Annotated in this window: 5 protein-coding genes; all 5 read left to right on the top strand. The window is 63.2% G+C overall.

Translation table 11 applies throughout. From position 1 onward, the window contains the following. On the top strand, positions 1-188 hold a 188-nt coding region (locus AC5RVV_RS17075; protein WP_494002568.1), incomplete at its 5' end, for a hypothetical protein. 11 nt (positions 189-199) lie between these two features. Continuing rightward, the gene (locus tag AC5RVV_RS17070) at positions 200-1,723 is read left to right on the top strand and encodes a pyruvate carboxylase subunit B (RefSeq protein WP_494002567.1); all 1,524 of its coding nucleotides are present in this window, start codon (positions 200-202) and stop codon (positions 1,721-1,723) included. Positions 1,724-1,725: 2 nt separating this feature from the next. Continuing rightward, positions 1,726-2,253: an acetyl-CoA carboxylase biotin carboxyl carrier protein gene (accB, locus tag AC5RVV_RS17065; protein ID WP_493986660.1), complete on the top strand. Its 528-nt coding sequence runs from the start codon at positions 1,726-1,728 to the stop codon at positions 2,251-2,253. Next, complete coding sequence (gene accC / locus AC5RVV_RS17060) at positions 2,246-3,607, top strand: acetyl-CoA carboxylase biotin carboxylase subunit (RefSeq protein WP_493986661.1); 1,362 nt, start codon at positions 2,246-2,248, stop codon at positions 3,605-3,607. The genes accB and accC overlap by 8 nt, the downstream gene beginning before the upstream one ends. 119 nt (positions 3,608-3,726) lie before the next feature. Beyond that, positions 3,727-4,389: LacI family DNA-binding transcriptional regulator (locus tag AC5RVV_RS17055; protein WP_494002566.1), on the top strand; the 663-nt coding region annotated here is incomplete at its 3' end.

The following is a 4,389-nucleotide window of genomic DNA, read 5'->3' as shown; positions in this document are numbered from 1 at the left end:
GCGGCGACCGCCCACGCTACCCAGGCCTCTTGGCCCGTCAGTGCCGTGAACGTCGTACCAAGTTTTATCGTCTCGACGTGTCGTGTCAAGAATCACTTCAGGGGTTGACGAAACGCCGTGAGTACGATTTCATGAAACGTGAATACGATTTCACCACAGGCGGTGGCCCGGGTGACGCCAAGGAATGAGGTCAGAGTTGATGGACGCAACTGAAACAATCGCGTCGGTAATGAGCGTGGGCGGGCGACCAGCCGGGAGCCGGCGCGAGATCAAGATCATTGACACCACGCTGCGTGATGCGCATCAGAGCATCTGGGCGACGCGCATGCGGACTGAACACATTGAGCAGATGGCTGCGGACTTCGACAAGGTTGGCTATGAGCACGTCGATCTCGTGGCGCCGATCCAGTTCGACGTGGCAGTGCGCTACCTCAAGGAAGACCCGTGGGAACGGGTGCGCCGCGCCCATGAGCTCGCCCCGAACACCAAATTCCGCGCGCTCATCCGTTCCCGGAACATCGCCGCGTTCGATTTTTTGCCCGATGACGTGATCATGGCCTGGGTGGAGCGGCTCTACGTCAACGGATTCCGCGTGATCGGCTCCTTCGACGGGCTGAATGACATCGACAACATTGCTCCCGGTCTGCGCCGTGCCAAGGAGCTCGGAGCCGAGACGTTCGGCGCGGTGTCGTTCTGTGAGAGCCCCGTCCACACGGATGAGCTGTTCGTCGCGAAGGCACAGGAGCTGATCGAGAAGGCCGACGTCGACCGGATCATGCTCAAGGATGCCGGTGGGCTGCTGACGCCAGAGCGTATCCGCACTCTCGTGCCGGCGCTCAAGGACGTCATCGGTGATCGTCCGCTCGAAGTGCACACCCACTCGCTCACCGGCCTGGCACCGCTGGTCTGCCTGGAGGCGGCCGAGGCCGGCGCGGATTCGCTGCACCTCTCGGTGGCACCGCTCGCGTCCGGCAACGGCCAGCCTTCGGTGCAGAACGTCGTGCGTGACCTGCGTGCGCTGGGCTACGTCGTGAACATCGACGACGAGAGGATCGGCGAGATCAGCGAGAAGATCCGCACGATCGCCGAGCACGAGGACAAGCCGCTCGGGGAGCCGATCGAGTACAACGGACTGCACTTCATGCACCAGACCCCTGGCGGCATGCTGTCGAACTTCCGTACCCAGCTCGCGACGGCGGGTCTTGCTGATCGTTACGACGAGTTGTTGCTCGAAATCGCCCGTGTCCGCTCTGAACTGGCCTACCCGATCATGATCACCCCCTTCGCTCAGTTCGTCGGAACACAGGCGGCCATGAACGTCATGACCGGTGAGCGCTACAAGATGGTGCCGAACGAGATCAAGAAGTATGTGCTCGGTTACTACGGTGACTTGCTCGCCGAGATCGACCCCGAGTTGCGGCAGAAGATCATCGACAACGGCGCGTCGGATATCGCGCTCGAGCCCAGCGAACCGAAGCCCATGCTCGACGACCTTGCGGCGCGGTATCCCGAGGAGTCGATTGATCACCACCTGCTGCGCGCGATGTTCGCCGGAAGCCAGGTCGACGAGATGAAGATGGCCGTCGCCTCGGGCGGTAACCCCGACGAGATCCCGCACCCGTTGCTCGGGATCGTGAAGTCGCTGCACGCAACCGGCCATACCGGTACCAAGACCCTGAATGCCGGAGACCTGAAGATCAGCATTACCCAAGGAGAGAACTGACCATGTCGCTGAACCAGCCTGACATCCGCGAACTCAAGGCCCTCGTCGACTGGGCCCACACCACCACCGACGTGCATGAACTGTCCATCAAGTACGGTGAGGTCGAGCTGTTCGTGTCGCGCAACGGGCGCACCGCCGCGGCCGCGCCAGCCGCAGCTCCCACCGCGACGCCCGCTCCTGCTCCCGTAGCGGCTCCTACCCCCGTGGCTACGGCCCCTGCAGTTGCTCCCGCCCCTGCCGCTCCTGCGGCGGCTCCCGTTTCCGCTCCGGCCGCGGTCGCCGAGGATGAGGTCGTCATCACGGCCCCGATGGTCGGCACGTTTTATGCCTCCCCGAAACCCGGCTCACCTGCATTCGTGAACGTGGGCGACCGCGTCACCAAGGATTCGGTGCTGTGCATCCTCGAGGTGATGAAGCTGATGAGCAACATCGAGGCGAAGGTCGATGGTGTGGTCGTGCAGATTCTCGTGGAGAACGAGCAGGCGGTCGAGTACGGTCAGCCGCTCATGGTGGTCAAGCGCGATGCCTGAGCAGCTGCACAGCGTCCTCATCGCGAACCGGGGTGAGATCGCGCTCCGCATCATCCGCGCGTGCCAGGAACTCGGGATCCGCAGCGTCCTCGCCTACTCCGAGGCCGACCGCGATTCGCTTCCGGTCAAGCTCGCTGACCAGGCGGTCTGCATCGGGCCGGCAAACTCGGCCAAGAGCTACCGCGATCCGCGCGCAGTCATCAGCGCCGCACTGGCGTTCAAGGTCGATGCGATTCATCCGGGTTACGGATTCCTGGCCGAGAACGCTGATTTCGCGGCAATGTGCGAAGAGGAGGGAGTGGGCTTCGTCGGCCCTGCCTCGGACATCATCCGCCGCATGGGTGACAAGATCGAGGCCAAGAAGATCGCTCGCGCAGCCGGCGTGCCGACGGTCCCCGGATCGCTTGGCACGATCGCCGAGTACGATGAGGCGCTCACCGTGGCCGGTGAGGTCGGCTACCCGCTCTTGATCAAGGCGGCGGCGGGCGGTGGTGGCCGCGGCATGCGCGTCGTCGAGTCGGGCGAGACGCTTGAGCGGGACCTCAGTGAGATCATGTCAGAGGCCGAGACGGCCTTCGGGGATCCGTCCGTGTACATTGAGCGGTACCTCACGGATATCCGGCATATCGAGATCCAGGTCATGTCCGACGGTGAGTCGACCGTGCATCTCGGTGAGCGGGACTGCACGGCGCAACGACGCAATCAGAAGCTGGTCGAGGAGGCCCCGTCACCCGTCCTCGATGACGAACTGCGCGAAGGCCTCGCCAAGGCCGCCGTCGCACTATGCCAGCAGGTCGGTTACCGCAACGCCGGCACAGTGGAGTTCGTGTTCGACAACATCGATCGAAAGTACTACTTCATCGAGATGAACACCCGCATCCAGGTCGAACACCCGGTGTCGGAGATGATCACGGGAATCGACCTGATCAAGCTCCAGCTCGAAATCGCCGCAGGCAATCCGCTGCCGTTGACCCAGGAAGACATCGTCATCCGCGGCCACGCGATCGAGTGCCGCATCAACGCAGAGGATCCGCAGAGAGGGTTCCTCCCGAGCCCCGGCTTGATCAAGGGCTTCCGCGCCCCGGGTGGGTTCGGGGTGCGGCTCGACACGCACATTGAGGCGGGGTACGTGATTCCGCCGTTCTATGACTCGATGGTCGGCAAGCTCATCGTCTGGGGGCAGGACCGCCAGGAGGCGATCACTCGGGCATTGCGGGCGATCGAGGAAATGGAAATTGACGGCGTTACTACGACGGCTAATTTCCAGGGCGAGATCCTCGATAGCGAGGTGTTCCGCAGTGGTGATTTCAATACCGCTTTCGTCGCGGAGTTCCTGGCCACCGAGGCGACCTGAAGTGCTTGCGGGAGGGCTGTACCGACAGCAGTACGGCCCTCCCGCGTGGATCTTCGGCATTCATCAGTAGGCTCGGATAATAAGGCGAATGTGACACTTTCCGTCATGGGAGATGAGGGATGATGCTGACTGGCAAGGAGATCGCTCGGCTCGCCGGCGTATCGCAAGCCACCGTCTCACGTGTCGTGCAGGGCTCGCCTCGTGTCAGCGCCGAGAATCGCCGACGCGTCGAGAAGGTGATGGCGGAGGTCGACTACGTGCCGAACGCGCAGGCCCGCGCGATGCGGATGAAGCGATCTGGGGCCATCGGAGTAGTGGTCGGCGAAATCACCAACCCCTGGTACCCCGTGATGCTCTACGCACTGGCCCGCGAGATCGATGGCGCCGGCCTACGCATGAACGTGTGGGTCTCGGACGGCGAGAACAGCGAACAGGCAGCGATCGAGGCAATCCGCTCCAAGCTTGTCGACGGACTGATCTTCACAACCGCAACCCGCGATTCGAAAGCACTGCGCACCGCGCTCGAGATGGGCTTGCCCGTCGTGCTCGTCAACCGCAGCCTCGAGAACATCACCAGCGATCAAGTCACCGGCGATAACATTGGCGGCGGTGCGGCCGTCGCAACTTACTTTCTTGCGCACGCGCGCACCAGCGTCGCCCTCGTCGGCGGCGGTCCATGGGTCAGCACGGGACGGGAAAGGCGCAGGGGGTTCGTCGACGTCTTCGCCGATGCAGGAATTCGCATCCCTCACGCCCGCATGCCTGAAACTGATTTCACGCAT

Source organism: Arthrobacter sp. MDT2-34-1, assembly GCF_059091365.1.
Note: the sequence above shows the minus strand (reverse complement) of the source record. Positions and strands in the feature narration are given on the sequence as shown.

Bases quoted from the DNA above. Each gene is read 5' to 3' on its own strand.
- AC5RVV_RS17070 (WP_494002567.1), top strand. From the start codon at position 200: ATGGACGCAACTGAAACAATCGCGTCGGTAATGAGCGTGGGCGGGCGA.
- accB (WP_493986660.1), top strand. From the start codon at position 1,726: ATGTCGCTGAACCAGCCTGACATCCGCGAACTCAAGGCCCTCGTCGAC.
- accC (WP_493986661.1), top strand. From the start codon at position 2,246: ATGCCTGAGCAGCTGCACAGCGTCCTCATCGCGAACCGGGGTGAGATC.